Origin of the sequence: Agarivorans sp. OAG1 (assembly GCF_037076485.1) — a bacterium.
GTDB lineage: Bacteria > Pseudomonadota > Gammaproteobacteria > Enterobacterales > Celerinatantimonadaceae > Agarivorans > Agarivorans albus.
The window spans coordinates 3,181,128-3,194,407 of record NZ_AP028990.1 but is presented as its reverse complement, the minus strand read 5'-3'; the positions used below and the strand labels follow the sequence as shown (position 1 = coordinate 3,194,407).

At 45.0% G+C, this 13,280-nt stretch carries 15 protein-coding genes; 6 read left to right on the top strand and 9 right to left on the bottom strand.

Features of this window, described 5'->3' with window-relative positions:
* Window positions 1-53: 53 nt before the first annotated feature.
* A complete protein-coding gene (locus OAG1_RS14535; RefSeq protein ID WP_338621795.1) occupies window positions 54-716 on the top strand; it encodes a cation transporter in 663 nt (220 codons plus the stop codon).
* Between the two features lie 78 nt (window positions 717-794).
* On the opposite strand, the gene OAG1_RS14530 is transcribed toward OAG1_RS14535, so the two are convergent.
* Both OAG1_RS14530 and OAG1_RS14525 read right to left on the bottom strand, forming a co-directional pair.
* On the bottom strand, window positions 795-1,172 hold the full coding sequence (locus OAG1_RS14530; RefSeq protein ID WP_016402760.1) for a hypothetical protein: 378 nt from the start codon (window positions 1,170-1,172) through the stop codon (window positions 795-797).
* A gap of 461 nt (window positions 1,173-1,633) precedes the next feature.
* On the bottom strand, window positions 1,634-2,521 hold the full coding sequence (locus OAG1_RS14525) for an NAD(P)-dependent oxidoreductase (protein WP_338621794.1): 888 nt from the start codon (window positions 2,519-2,521) through the stop codon (window positions 1,634-1,636).
* A 272-nt stretch (window positions 2,522-2,793) separates the two neighbouring features.
* Between OAG1_RS14525 and OAG1_RS14520 the strand changes: the two genes are divergently transcribed.
* A complete protein-coding gene (locus OAG1_RS14520) occupies window positions 2,794-4,173 on the top strand; it encodes a PLP-dependent aminotransferase family protein (RefSeq protein ID WP_338621793.1) in 1,380 nt (459 codons plus the stop codon).
* 1 nt (window position 4,174) lies between these two features.
* Here OAG1_RS14520 and OAG1_RS14515 read toward each other — a convergent pair whose 3' ends face one another.
* A complete protein-coding gene (locus OAG1_RS14515) occupies window positions 4,175-4,543 on the bottom strand; it encodes a helix-turn-helix domain-containing protein (RefSeq protein WP_016402764.1) in 369 nt (122 codons plus the stop codon).
* 157 nt (window positions 4,544-4,700) lie between these two features.
* On the opposite strand from OAG1_RS14515, the gene OAG1_RS14510 reads away from it, so the two are divergent.
* A complete protein-coding gene (locus OAG1_RS14510) occupies window positions 4,701-5,372 on the top strand; it encodes a glutathione S-transferase family protein (protein ID WP_338621792.1) in 672 nt (223 codons plus the stop codon).
* A 50-nt stretch (window positions 5,373-5,422) separates the two neighbouring features.
* Window positions 5,423-6,511 (top strand): alkene reductase, encoded by a 1,089-nt coding sequence (locus OAG1_RS14505; protein ID WP_338621791.1) that lies wholly within the window; start codon window positions 5,423-5,425, stop codon window positions 6,509-6,511.
* Window positions 6,512-6,609: 98 nt separating this feature from the next.
* Here the strand turns inward: OAG1_RS14505 and OAG1_RS14500 are convergent, their stop codons facing one another.
* Both OAG1_RS14500 and OAG1_RS14495 read right to left on the bottom strand, forming a co-directional pair.
* A complete protein-coding gene (locus OAG1_RS14500; protein WP_152779487.1) occupies window positions 6,610-7,068 on the bottom strand; it encodes an invasion associated locus B family protein in 459 nt (152 codons plus the stop codon).
* A 56-nt stretch (window positions 7,069-7,124) separates the two neighbouring features.
* Window positions 7,125-8,363, bottom strand: a complete 1,239-nt coding sequence (locus OAG1_RS14495; protein WP_338621790.1) for a nidogen-like domain-containing protein — start codon at window positions 8,361-8,363, stop codon at window positions 7,125-7,127.
* A 279-nt stretch (window positions 8,364-8,642) separates the two neighbouring features.
* Here OAG1_RS14495 and OAG1_RS14490 point away from each other — a divergent pair, with 279 nt between their 5' ends.
* Entirely contained in the window at window positions 8,643-9,185 is a 543-nt protein-coding gene (locus tag OAG1_RS14490; RefSeq protein ID WP_338621789.1) for an NUDIX hydrolase, read from the top strand.
* Here the strand turns inward: OAG1_RS14490 and OAG1_RS14485 are convergent.
* Entirely contained in the window at window positions 9,182-9,796 is a 615-nt protein-coding gene (locus tag OAG1_RS14485; protein WP_338621788.1) for a class I SAM-dependent methyltransferase, read from the bottom strand. The two genes, OAG1_RS14490 and OAG1_RS14485, sit on opposite strands and share 4 nt — an antisense overlap.
* Window positions 9,797-9,902: 106 nt before the next feature.
* On the opposite strand from OAG1_RS14485, the gene OAG1_RS14480 reads away from it, so the two are divergent.
* Window positions 9,903-10,787, top strand: coding sequence for a LysR family transcriptional regulator (locus OAG1_RS14480; protein ID WP_338621787.1), 885 nt, complete (start codon window positions 9,903-9,905; stop codon window positions 10,785-10,787).
* On the opposite strand, the gene OAG1_RS14475 is transcribed toward OAG1_RS14480, so the two are convergent.
* From OAG1_RS14475 to OAG1_RS14465, 3 genes are all read right to left on the bottom strand, one after another.
* Window positions 10,779-11,270 (bottom strand): ureidoglycolate lyase, encoded by a 492-nt coding sequence (locus OAG1_RS14475; protein ID WP_220720820.1) that lies wholly within the window; start codon window positions 11,268-11,270, stop codon window positions 10,779-10,781. The two genes, OAG1_RS14480 and OAG1_RS14475, sit on opposite strands and share 9 nt — an antisense overlap.
* A gap of 9 nt (window positions 11,271-11,279) precedes the next feature.
* Window positions 11,280-12,287 carry an allantoicase gene (gene alc, locus OAG1_RS14470; RefSeq protein ID WP_338621786.1) on the bottom strand — a complete coding sequence of 336 codons (1,008 nt, stop codon included), beginning with the start codon at window positions 12,285-12,287 and terminating at the stop codon, window positions 11,280-11,282.
* A gap of 126 nt (window positions 12,288-12,413) precedes the next feature.
* A complete protein-coding gene (locus OAG1_RS14465) occupies window positions 12,414-13,241 on the bottom strand; it encodes a MurR/RpiR family transcriptional regulator (RefSeq protein WP_338621785.1) in 828 nt (275 codons plus the stop codon).
* Window positions 13,242-13,280 lie beyond the last annotated feature (39 nt).

The following is a 13,280-nucleotide window of genomic DNA, read 5'->3' as shown; positions in this document are numbered from 1 at the left end:
CTTTTATTGTTTGATAGAAGGTTGTGGTGCCAAAAGGTGTCATAAGTAGTTAAATGTTTCGCTCCGCTGTAACAGAAAAAACGCTGTTAAGTTTTTCTAGTTTTTCCTCCTTTTTGTTCGCTTTACTCGGTATCAGCCTTGGTTTATGGGCCGGTTCTTTAGTGATTGTATTTGATGGTGCCTATTCATTGGTGAGCCTAGCTTTAACGCTAGTTTCACTGGGCTCCCTAGCGCTTAGAAAACACCCTGTATTTGAAGAGCAGCCCAATAAAGCATTAATGATAGAGCCGGCGGTGGTAGCCTTCAAAGGCTTGGCTATTAGTGCTATGTGTTTGTTTTCATTTGGGTCTGCGGTTTTGGCTATAGTAAATGGGGGCCGCGATGTGGATACCGGTTTAGCTTTGGTGTTTGGGCTGCTTAATGTTGTTGGTTGTGTCGCGACTTACCTGATACTAACAAAAGCCAGTAAACAGTCTTTGTTACTGGACGCAGAGGCGAAACAATGGTTAATGGACAGTGTGATAAGCGGGGCGGTATTGGTCGGTTTTGTGGTGGCTATGTTAGTAAGCAAAAGCGCCTATGCTGCATTTGCTGTTTATGCTGATCCGGCAATGGTGATTATTGCCTCAGCATATTTCGTTTGGGTTCCGCTTAAAATGACCTTACGAGCGCTAAATCAGCTAAACAGTATTAGAAAGCTTGAATTTAGTTATTAGCTGGAAGCGAGCTGTTAATATTTGGCGAATCGAGAGCAAAAAGGCGTAAAGTAAAAACTTACGCCTTTTTTGTTTGACTTAGTTGCTGTAGCAGCTATCCCAATCGCCGTAGTTTGCGTCACCGGCAAGAACTTGCAACTCAACGTCACCTAGTACTTTAACAATGGCGGCATTGGCCAGCTCGATCACCGCATCTAACTCTGCTTGCTCGGTGAAAAAGTTAATGGCTACATGGTACTGTTCGTTAAAGTAGGCGATAAACAGCTCCCAGCCTTGCTGTTGTTGGGTATTGGCTAGCTCAGCATCTACTTCATCAAATTTTTCAATGTCTGCTACAAAACGGATTTCGGCACAGGTTTGTGCGAAAGGCCCAATCGCCATCTTTTTTAGGTGGCGGGCTTTATGGTGGCTTTTAACTTGTGGTTTGGCTAAATCAGGAACAGAGATAACAGTCATTTTAAGTACCTAGTGGAAAATAGTAATTGGATTCAGCTAGGCAACATTTTTATGCCAAGCTGTTTGAGCGCGAGCTTAGTCTAGCTGCCGCATTGGCGCAAGCTAAAGCTGAGAGTCTAGCTATTTTTGTACTAGCATAAATCACTGTACATCAAAGCTTACAGTCAAGTTTTGCCAATTGAGCTTGCTTTGCCTGAGATGGGTTAATATTAGACGGTGCTAGCGAAAAAGTTGTCAGTTTGAGCCGCTGCGCTAGGCAAGACAGATGCAAGCATACTGGTAGCTACCAAACATACTTTTTGGTGTTGTTGCGGGTATGAGTTGTCGCGCTCTTTTTCGTTTTTTTGAACTTCTATTGTTTTTAAGTATTCACGTTCTCGCGTGACTCCCACCTAAGGCCACTGGCCTTAGGTTTTTTTTGTCTGCAGTTTGCTGCTTAATGATAAGCAGCGAAAGGGCAGCTAGCGCTGCTCATCATCGAACTGTTTGATCAGTACTGACGTGTCGGCGCGAGAATAGCCACGTTGTTGTAACTTGGCATATTCATTATCAACTTGTTTGGCTAATGGTAAGGCAACGCCCAGTTTGTCGGCTTCATCAAAACATATTGCTAAGTCTTTTCTCATCCAATCAATGGCAAAGCCAAAGTCAAACTCATTGGCGGTCATGCTGCTAGCTCGATTGCTCAGTTGCCAGCTTCCTGCTGCGCCATGCTGCAGCACTTCCACTACTTTGTTTATATCTAGCTTAGTGGCTTCTGCCAGTTTTAAGGCCTCGGATAAACCTTGCAAGATTCCAGTGATACAAAGTTGATTAACCATTTTGCAGCGCTGGCCATAGCCTACCGGCCCTATCAAATTAACGGCCTTGGCATAGCAATCAAAAACAGCTGCTACTTTGCTTAAAGTGGACTGCTCTCCACCTACCATTACTGTTAGGCAGCCGTTAACGGCGCCGGCCTCGCCACCAGATACTGGTGCATCAAGAAATTCAAGTTGATGGGCTTTGGCCGCGCCATCTAGCTCGCAGGCAATTTCTGCCGAGGCAGTGGTATGGTCAACTAAAATGCTGCCTGGTTTTGCTGCGCCAATAATGCCCTGTTCACCAAGATAAACCTGCTGCAGATCTTGATCGTTACCTACACAGCTTAAAATAACATTTGCTTGGCTAGCGGCTTCTGCCGGGGTAAATGCTTGTTTACCTTGATTCTTGGCTAGCCACTTTTTAGCGGTGGTATCGGTGCGGTTATAAACCACCACTTGGTAGCCTTGTTGGCTTAAGTGACCAGCCATAGGAAAGCCCATTGTTCCTAAGCCTATAAACGCAACGGTAATTGAAGATGATGTCATAACGGTTGTCCTTAACAAGTCAAACTAAGTGCAGCAACCCGTGCTGATTCATTAACGATAGTTGCATTGAACTAGTTCATTGGCAAATACTTGAGTGTATATTTAACCATTACCCAATAATTGACTTGTTTTGCTAGTTCAATTGGTTTGCTTAGCTGCTAAAACCACATGAGGCTGTAAATCATCTAGGCATTCGGTGATACCATTCTTGTAAATGGTTATTCTATAAATATCATGCAGATAGCTATATTCAGCTAATTGTAAACAAGTGAGTGAGCGCAGAGTTGCTAGACACAATATTGCTAGGTTTTAACCCAAAATCTCGACCTCTATATCTTGAGATTGCTCGGTGCATCGAGAACGCCATCTTGAAGGGGCAGATAGCCTATCAAGATAAACTGCCATCGCATCGAACCCTCGCCAGCGAAATTGGCAGTAGTGCCGTAACGGTGCGGCAGGCTTACCAAGAATTAGAAAACAAAGCTTTGTTAAGTTCTGGGGTGGGTAAAGGCACCTTTGTTTCTTTTAATGTAAACCTTAGTGCTGGCATTAAAGGACGTACTCAAAACGAGCTTAACCTTTCGTTGGTAGCGCCATTAAATGGCCCCTTACTTAAACCTTTAAGCGTTCAGCTAAGCGCGCTTGCCAATGCTGATTTAAGTGCCTATTGCGATTATGAGGCAGATGCCGGTAACCCAGAGCAGTTGGCCGTTCTGCATCAATGGCTGAAAACTCAAGGCATTGATTGTGAACAGAGCCAAGTAATTGCCTGCCATGGTGCGCAGCATGCTTTATTGGTTGCAGCATTGGCCTGTACTCAAGTAGGGGATAGGGTTGCAGTAGAAAGCTTGTGTTATCCGGGGATCCTCTCGGTGCTCCGCCAAACTGGCAGAATACCTGTGCCAGTGGCGCTTGATGAGCAGGGTTTAGTGCCTAATTCTTTAGAACGGCTGCATGAGCAACAAACTATACGGGCGTTAATGCTGGTGGCTTCGTGTCAAAACCCAACTGGAACGGTAATGCCGAATCAGCGGCGTAAGCAACTGGCGAAGGTGGTTAAGCGTTGCGCTATTCAAGTGATAGATGACGATATTTATGGTTTTTTGGCTGCAGAAGAGATCAAACCCTTTTATCATTTTGCCCCGCAGCAAAGCATCTATCTAACGAGTTTGTCTAAGTGTGTATCGCCGAGTTTGCGGTTAGGGCTGTTGGTGGTACCTAAAAGTAGTCGTGACGATTATATAAATTTGGTGAGAACAACTGTTTGGTTGCCATCGCCCTTACTTATGCAACTAGCTTGTCAGTTAATTAGCAGTGGAGCTGTAGCCAAAATAACCCAATGGCAAAAGCGCCAAGCGTTGGCGCGACAGAATTTGGCAAAAACAATGCTCAATGAATTGGAGTTTGTTAATCAGCATCTGGCTGACCATTGTGCCTACCACCTGTGGTTATATCTGCCACTGGGCTGGACCAGCCAAGCCTTTGTAGAGGTAATGCTCGGCCATCATATCCATGTAAGTGGTGAGCAGCATTTTAGCTTCGAGGGTAAACAGCGACCGGCAGTGCGCATTAGCCTCATGGCCACGCAAAATCTATCCGATCTAAAACATGCGCTGGGTTTAATTCGTGATGTTTTGCTACGGCGAATTTAAGCTACTCGTGGGCCTTTTGATAGGCTTTTCCCCAGTCACAAAGCAAATCTAAGGCCGGATTTAATTGTTCGGCTAAAGCGGTTGGGGTGTACTCAACCCTTGGTGGCACTTCGGCAAATACTTTGCGTTCTATCAGCTTATCTTTTTCTAAATCACGCAGTTGTTGGGTTAAGGTTTTTTGAGTGATTTTTGGGATCTCTCGTTTTAGTTCACCAAAACGTAGCGTTTTACCACGTAGTTGATACAAGATAATCACCTTCCATTTACCACCAATTACTTCAATGGCCGTCGAAACAGGGCATTCATGCTTTTGCTCTGTCAAAGAAACTTCACAATTTTTTTCTGGGCTAGAAGCCGCTGAATCCAACATTAGGCACCTCGAGGAAACTAAATATCTAATTAGTGCGTACTTGTAGTTCGCTAAAAGCGTTCTTATAGTTACCAAAAGATACTATGTTTCGTTTGGATACAAAAGTTATATCGATTGGCCAAGCGCATATTTGTTAATTTATACAAGGAATCACTCGATGTCAGCCATTTATAAGCCGAACCAAACCATTGAACTGATAAGTTTTAAGCTTTGCCCCTTTGTGCAACGCTCGGTGATTACTTTATTACACAAAGGTATCGATTTTGAGATTAAGTACATTGATTTGGCCAACAAACCAGACTGGTTTTTAGCGCTGTCTCCTTTAGGCAAAGTGCCGGTGCTTAAGTACGGCGACGATGTCTTGTTTGAGTCTGCGGTGATAAACGAATTCTTGGATGAAATTACCGAAGGTTCTTTAATGCCAAGTGACCCTCTACAAAAAGCCAAAGATCGCGCATGGATAGAGTTTTCAAGCCAAGTATTAATGGCGCAGTATCAAACTTCATTAGCTAAAAATCAGGATGACTTTGCTCAAGCAGAAGCTGGGCTAAACGACAAGCTCTCGCGTCTAGAAGCTTTAACCAGTGATAAGGGCTTTTTTAATGGCGAAGACTTAGCCTTAATCGACACCGCATTAGCGCCATTGTTTACCCGTTTTGCGGCGATAGAAAGCTTGTTTGAGCGCGACTTACTTGCAAACTTTCCCAAGCTAAAGGCGCTAGGGCAACGCTTGCTAGCCTTGCCGGAAGTATCGGGCTCGGTAGTTGAGAACTTTAACTCACTGTTTGCCGATTACTTAGGTAATGCCGAGAGTTGGCTTACTAAGTAGCTCGCTAAAACGTTTGTTTATTACTTTTAATGATCTTAAAGGATAAAGATATGTCTCTAAGCCAACTGTTTACACCAATCAAACTGGGCGATATAGAACTGAAACATCGTGTTGTTATGGCGCCGCTTACCCGTTCTCGTTCTGCCCAACCGGGCGACTACCCTCATGAGCTTAATGTGGAATACTATTCACAGCGAGCGAGTGCTGCTCTTATTATTAGTGAAGCTACGCAAGTGTCACCTCAGGCCAAGGGTTATGCTTTTACGCCAGGTATTCACAGCGAGCAACAAATTGCCGGTTGGAAAATAATTACTGACGCTGTGCACGCCAAGGGCGGAAAAATTGTGCTGCAACTTTGGCATGTTGGCCGTATTTCTCATTCGGTTATTCAAGAAAATGGTGAATTGCCGGTTGCGCCGTCGGCGATAGCCGCAGAAGGACAAGCCTTTACTGAACAGGGATTTTTAGATTTTGAAACGCCACGAGCGCTTGAAACCGAAGAAATAGCGTCAATAGTTGAGCAGTTTAAACAAGGCGCTATTAATGCTAAAAAGGCCGGATTCGACGGTGTAGAAATTCATGCTGCCAATGGCTATTTACTGGATCAGTTTCTCAAAGACGGAACCAACCAGCGTGACGACATCTATGGTGGTTCAATCGAAAATCGAGCGCGCTTAAGCTTGGAAGTTACCCAAGCTGTGACCGAGGTATGGGGAGCGGGTAGAGTGGGGATTAGAATCTCGCCAACCGGCACCTTTAACTCGATGTCTGATAGTAATCCTCAAGCTTTGTTCAACTACTTGGTTGAGCAGCTTAGCCCCATGAAGCTTGCTTATCTTCACGTTGTAGAGAATTTTGCTGGAGCAAGCAGCGAAGGTTTCGACTTCACTCAGTTACGCAGCCGCTTCGCGGGCGCATATATGGCAAATGGTGGTTATAGCGCGAACAGTGCAGAACAAGCCATTGCAGAAGACAGCGCCGACCTCGTCTCGTTTGGCTCCCCGTTCATTGCCAACCCTGATTTACCCGAGCGCTTTAAACAAGGTGCGGAGTTGAATGAGTTAGACCAAGACACTTTATATGGTGGTGGAGCGAAAGGTTATACCGATTACCCCTTTCTAATGAGTGTAAGCTCTTAAGTTTTCATTTCTTTGCGAAAAAGCTGAAGCAAGAAATGTTTGTGCAAGTCCACAATTCCCTGTGGTGTTTGGCCTCGCGTGCGAGGCCTTTTTTTGTATTATTGAATCGAGCGATAGGCTTGTTGAAAACCATTAAGAATCACTGGAAATGCAGTTTGTTGTTGGCTGCTTTTAACAATGTAAGCCACCGACATAACTTGGCTACTTTGTAAATCTTCTATTAGTTTCTTATCCGCTACAACATTTACCTCACACAGTTTTTTATCGCAGTTTGTAATGGGCAGATGTAATGGTTTTTGTTCATCTATTTTTAAACCAATTCCCTTTTTGGGGTCTGCTTTGGCACTAATTCTAATTTTTAGAATAGGTTGTTCACTGTGATCAAAATAGCTTATGCCTGCGATTACATCAGCTGCATCTCCTTGCTGCTTCATCACCATTTGGGTAATAACACAAGGCTTTCCTACTGGGCATTTTACTGTCCAAGCTTCAAAGTCTTCAGCATAGCTAGAAAAAGATATTAAAGCAGAGCACAGAATTAAGATTAGATATTTCATCAGTTTTCCATAACAAAAAAAGGGAGCAATATGCTCCCTTGTTTAGAACATCAATCTTATGCTGGCAATAGAGTTGATGGCGCAGATTTGCTGCGCTTGCGAGAGCTTAGCAACAATACTACTGCGACTAACACCAATAACCAAGTGCTAGGCTCTGGTACTGAAGCACCCGGCCCAGGAACAAATTCTACAATTGGCAGTTGGCGCATTGTTACATTGCCGTCTTCGGTAAAGGTTAGCCCTGTAACAAAAGCGGCGGTGTCTGTTGGATCTACTTCATTACTAATATCGATACCAGTAACGCGGAAACGGTCAACGCCATCAATACCAAAGTCATAGGCGGTTCCTGCTGCAACATTAGCAACTTGCTCCCATTCAACACCATTCCAAAGCCAAATAAAGAACATATCGTCATCAAAACCAATCGGTAAGGTAACTGTACGGATGTTTGGACCTTGGTCAACGATGTAGTCGTAACCCACGGCAACGTCTGGATCAATAAACACTTGTTCATTAGCATTTACATTGAAATCGAATGACCAACCGCCATCTACAACTACTGGCATAATTGGGTTCTCTGGCGTAGCGCCAGGTAATGCGCCTTCGCGTATCGCAAAGCGCCAAACACCGTCTTCGCCAGTATTTGAGCTAGATACTAAGTCTAAAATGTCTTCACTGAATGAGCCCGGCAATGCAAAAAAGTTTTCGCCGTCTCCTGCGTCATAGCCAGCTTGAGCGGGTGTGCCGCCTAAGCCATTTTCACCGTCAGACGCATCACCGGTGGTCCACTCTAGCTTGTCGTAACGAAACTCTACGTCAAAGTTGCCTGCGCCAGTGTCAGAGCGGTCAATCAGTACAGCCTGAAAGCTGTTCGATTTGTCGCTATTCTCGTCGTAGTAACCAACGTTATCCCAAGTCACTGCAACTACACCGTCACTAGGACTACCTACGTATACTTCACCACAGCTGTCACAACCAGTATCTACATCTGCCCAAAATGGCGCGATTATTGGTTGTTCAGCGATAGGGAACGGGATTGGGGTATAACCAGATAACGAACTTTCAAAAGTAATGTTGCCGTTATTGTTTATGAAAAACTGATCATAGCTATTACCGAAATAATTGATTTCGAATGGTAGGTCTAGTTGATTAGAAGAACCATCATCGTTTCTGTCCATTGCCAGTTCGCCGTAGCCGGCATCGCCGCCAAATCCACTTAACATAGTGGCTTGAGCTGCAAAGGAGCCTAGCAGTAGGCTGGCTGTTGTAAATAACGCCAAAGATGTCTTTTGCACAAGTATATTCCTTTAAAGTGGTACAAAGATGTTTAGTTAAGCTAATGTTTTATAATAATATTTTCGGAACGACTAATTGCAAAAATCAAGCCTATCCAAACTAGTCTTTGTAATTCATAAACTTATGCTAGATTGGTTGGACCTCTATAGTAGGAGTTGTAAAGTTTATCGACATAAAAGTTTATAAATACAATGCTTGATAAACCTCGGTAAGGTATCAGTTGCTTGTAAACCGCTTTGTTGCTAAATTCGCCAGCCAATTTTCTACCGTTTGGTGCTATGCGTTTATTAAAGTCTACTGTTCACCCTGATCTAAGTTCCCTTGATGGGAAGGCTTTGGAGCGAGTTGCTGCAAGAGCAATTGTGCTGAAGGGGGAAGAGATTTTGTTAATGTATACCGAGCGTTATCATGATTACACCTTGCCTGGCGGCGGTGTTGACCAAGGCGAAAACCTGATTGAAGGCTTAAAGCGGGAGCTGAGTGAAGAAACTGGTGCACAAAATGTGCGCGATATTCAGCCCTTTGGCTGCTATGAAGAATATCGCCCCTGGTATAAAGATGATGCTGATTACATGCATATGCTGTCCTATTGCTACTTGTGCAAAATTGATGATGAACTTGCCGAAAATGCCTTAGAAGACTACGAAATCAACAATGGAATGAAGCCCGTCTGGTTGAACATTCATAGCGCTATCGCCCATAACCTAGAGACTATCGCCAGTAATCCTAAAGCGGGTATGTCGGTTGAGCGCGAGACCTTTTTACTGCAAAAAGTGGTGGCGGAATGTTTGATAAACTCGCCACTTAAACAGGCGGTTTAAGTTCGCGCCACCAAAAATACTGATAGGGCTTTCTCTGGTCGCCACTTGGTGTCGATGCTAAAGCCTTGCTGTTGAATGCTATCCAGCAGCTCTTGCTCGGTAAACACTCTTACTAGAGGCATCAGGCCGAGTGCTTTACCAATTGGGCCAATTAGCTTAAAAAATTTCATTCTGTCGCCTAAACAAGGGGTGCTACTGATTAGTACTCCACCTGGTTTTAGCCAACTCTTTATGGTTGCTATAGCGGTTTCTTTGTCTTCCAATAGATGAATCAGGTTAAGTGCAAAGACGATGTCTACCGGTTCATCTACCACTAGCTCTTCGACCGTTGCTTGTTGAAAACTTAGATTGTCTATTTGCTGTTCTTGGCGTTTTCGCTCTGCAATATCTAACATTGCGGCTGAGATATCGGTGGCGAGTATGTGCTTTAGATAAGGGGCATGCAGTAATGCGGTTGAGCCGGTACCACAGCCCACTTCAATGGCCGTAGCTTCTTTAGAAAAGTACTCGCGGCTAAGTGCCAGTTTTTTCTCATAGCTGGGAATATCTGAAATAGCGCGCTTAGCGTAAGAGCTAGCATGTTTGTCCCAAAACTTATTGCGAGTATCCATCAATAATTTCCCTAATGAGTTGCGTTTAGCGCTGATTGAGTGAATAGTAATCATGCTTAAAACAGGTAGCAATAATCAATAATGCATCTTAGGTATACGTATTTGTATGGATAGGCGTTCTATAAATTTTGATTGGAATAGGGCTCGGGCTTTTTTGGTCACCGCTGAAGAAGGCTCTTTATCCGCAGCTGCACGAGCATTAGCGATGACTCAGCCTACTTTAAGTCGCCAAGTGGCGGCCTTAGAGCAAGAGCTAGGGGTTTCCTTGTTCGAGCGAGTGGGGGGCAGGCTAAGCCTCACCACCAGTGGTGTAGAGTTATTGGCACACGTTCAAGCCATGGGCCAAGCGGCTAATAATTTGTCTTTATCCGCTTCTGGTAGGGCAGAAGCCATTGAAGGTGACGTATGCATTTCGGCTTCGGAGGCCGTGGCAGCTTTTGTTTTGCCGAGTATTGTTGAGAAGCTACGGTTACACGCCCCAGGTGTGCGGGTAGAGATTATTGCCAGCAATGATTCTAGTGACCTATTACGCCGAGAAGCAGATATTGCCATTCGGGCATATCAACCTACCGAATTGGAGTTAATCGCCCGTCGCGTTGCGGATATTGATGTGCATTTATATGCGGCTAAAAGCTACTTAGCTAAGTGGCCACAGCCTCGCACTATTCAAAGTCTTGCTGATGCAAAATTTCTCGCTTTCGATAAAAACGATGAATTGATTAATGAGCTGGCTAAGCTAGGTTTCTCGCTTAAACAAAGTAACTTTCCGGCGGTAGTGAGCAACCATTTAGTGCAGTGGGAGCTGGTGAAACAGGGCGTTGGTATTGGCTTTATGTTAGAGCAAGTAGGCGACAGCGAGCCTTTGGTCGAGCGCGCCTTTCCTTCTCTAGCTGCAATCCCTACACAATCTTGGCTGGTGGTTCATCGAGAGCTAAATACCAGCCGACGACTGCGTATGGTGTATGACTTTTTGGCCGAGCAGCTAAGCTAGCTGTAATTCTATACTTTCACTTAGTTGCTGTTCTACACAATTGGCTTCTTCGCCGCTTCGGTCAATCACCAAAAAGTCGCTAGTTTGCTGCAAGCTAATCAAGGGGTGATGCCATACCCCGCTGTGGTAGTTAACCCCTTGGTCAGGCTGTGCCCAAAAGGCGCAAATGCTATCTTCATCCAGCTCACCAGGTTTTGCCACCACTACCACGTAGGGGCGTTGGGACAAGGGCATAAATAGCTGGCTGCCATATGGATGGTGTTCCAGCATATCTATGGCTAATGGCAGCTGAAAGGCTTGGCCGCGAAATATCGAGACAATCAGCTTGGCTTGGCTGCCACTGGCTTGTAATTCGGCCAAGTCGTGGAAGCGACTGGTGGTTCCACCATTGATTGCAAAAGGTGAAACTCTGTCGCAGGCCACTACATCACCAAAGGGTGCAAAGGCCGCTTGAGTAAGCGGCTGTAAGCTGAGTTTTTTCATTGCCATTCCTTAAGCTGATTTACCCCATAAGCGCAGGCGACTGATGCCGCCATCGGGATAAATATTCACTCGCATATGCGTGATGGTGCCAAGCGAGTTTAGCTCGTTAAAGTGATGGTCATTGTCGGCGCTAAGTGACTTAGCGGGCAATAACTCCTGCCAAAACATACTTTGGCTGATCAAGCTTAAATCGTTAGGATCTTGAATATTGGCTGCCTGTATCGACAGTTTGTCGGGGAAGTTACCTTTAAAGTGAGTGGTGGCCACTTCAATTTTATCAACCTCGCCAGCTTGGCCTAAAGCGATAATGCACCAATCGTTACCCGGCTCTCGGCGGCGGCGGGTTTCCCAGCCATCGCCCATATTAACGCCTTTGCCTGGAGCAAGTAGATTGCTGGGTGTACCGTAATGCGCATCATTGTATCCAATGACTCTGCCACCATTTTTAAGGGCAACTAGATCAATGCTTTGCTCACTTGAGTGTTGTGGGATGGGGTGGCCAAATACCCGTAAACGGGCAATGCCACCATCGGGGAAAATATTAATTTTTAGATGACTAATCGGCTGCTCAGTGTCTACTGCAAAAAAGTGATGGTTATCGGCACTTAAAGCACTGGCAGAGAGAATACTGTGCCATTGGGTATTACTTGGTGGTGTATCTTGCTCACAGTAGCAGGCTTCAACACTGGCCGCTGGAGCAAAATTACCGGTAAAAAAGCTAGTGTCTAATTGTAGTCCTTTAACCTTGCCTGCAACCCCTAGTTTTACAATGCACCAGTCGTGGCCTGCATCACGACGGCGGCGGCTTTCCCACCCGTCCATCCATTTGCCGTTATCATCATATTTGTCTGGGTAAAACAGAGCGGGCAAGTGGTTAAGCATGCGTTCGGCTTTGGCAAAAAAATCGTCACTTACTGCGATGATTTGACTGCCTAAACGGTTGTCGGCTAAGTTTACACACTGTTGGCTAAAGGCTGGCGCATCGGTGGCAGCTGGGGCAGTTATAGCTTGGCTCATAGTTATCCTTAAATTTGTTGAGAGAATGCGCTAATTGGCTCATCGTCTACTTGTTTGGTTCAATTGTTTCACTGCTGCTTAGTGCTTCCCCTTGTTGGGATCTGTAAGTAACAGTGAGGTAAATGTTTAGTGGTGAGCTTCTAGCTCATCAAGTAATTGATAATTATTGCTGACTTGGTTGCTATGGGTTTGGGCTGAATGCGCTAAGTAATCGTAGACCTTGTTGCTTAAATGGGCGAGCAAGCTCATCGGTGCGGCATAGCTGTCTAAGGCTGAGTGATTGCTCATTGGGCAGACCAATAACTGGCTCACTTGAGTGCGATAGCACTGGCCACTTTGGTCGGTAATTAGCAGGCAATTAAGGTTTTGTAATTGCTCTATAAGCGCCGTAAACAATTTGGGTCTGCGGCGGATACCTATCACTATTACTAAGTCTTTATCGTCAAGTTGCGCTAGTTCCTCACCAATGCTTTGACCCGGAACCGGCAATAAATACACCTGTTTACGGCATTGCATTAATTGCTGGCGAAAGTGCAAAGCCAGTGGATAGCTGTTGCGATAGCCAATAATGGTTATCCGTTTGGCTTGGCTAATTTGCTTAACTAAAGCCTCACAATCAATCTGTTCTAGCTGCTTAAATACCTGGCTAATGGCGGCTAAATCGCTGTGTTCACTAGTATCGCTCGCTTCACTGGTTAACAGTGGTTGTCCCCATTCGCGCTCTTGGCGAAGCTCGTCACAGACTTGTTGATGATCTTGGTAACCCAGTTGACGGAAAAAACGGCTCACACTGGCTTTGGAGACTTGGCAAGCGCTAGCAATTTCGGCGGTTGATTGAATCAATACTTTATCGGGATGATGCTGCAAGTAATCTGCAACTACCCGTGCTTTGGCCGAAAGCTGCGGATAGTGTTCAACAATACGTTGGTTAAATGCACAGGCCGATTTTGTCATGATTACTTAAGGTCCTTTTAATTTCATTATTGCTTACAG